The sequence below is a fragment of the Paenibacillus agri genome, from assembly GCF_013359945.1.
In the GTDB taxonomy this organism is placed as follows: domain Bacteria; phylum Bacillota; class Bacilli; order Paenibacillales; family Paenibacillaceae; genus Paenibacillus_AQ; species Paenibacillus_AQ agri.
Genome location: NZ_JABWCS010000022.1, coordinates 1 through 241, shown reverse-complemented (window position 1 = coordinate 241; position 241 = coordinate 1). Strand labels below are relative to the sequence as shown.

At 56.4% G+C, this 241-nt stretch carries 1 rRNA gene; it reads right to left on the bottom strand.

Going from position 1 to position 241, the window contains the following annotated elements:
- Positions 1–241, bottom strand: a 16S ribosomal RNA gene (locus HPT30_RS00095); the annotation flags it as partial.

The following is a 241-nucleotide window of genomic DNA, read 5'->3' as shown; positions in this document are numbered from 1 at the left end:
TGGCCGTTCACCCTCTCAGGTCGGCTACGCATCGTCGCCTTGGTGAGCCGTTACCTCACCAACTAGCTAATGCGCCGCAGGCCCATCCCGCAGTGACAGATTGCTCCGTCTTTCATCCTCTTAGCAGGAGCCAAAAGGAATTATCCGGTATTAGCTACCGTTTCCGGTAGTTATCCCAGTCTGTGGGGCAGGTTGCCTACGTGTTACTCACCCGTCCGCCGCTAACCATCAGGAGTGCAAG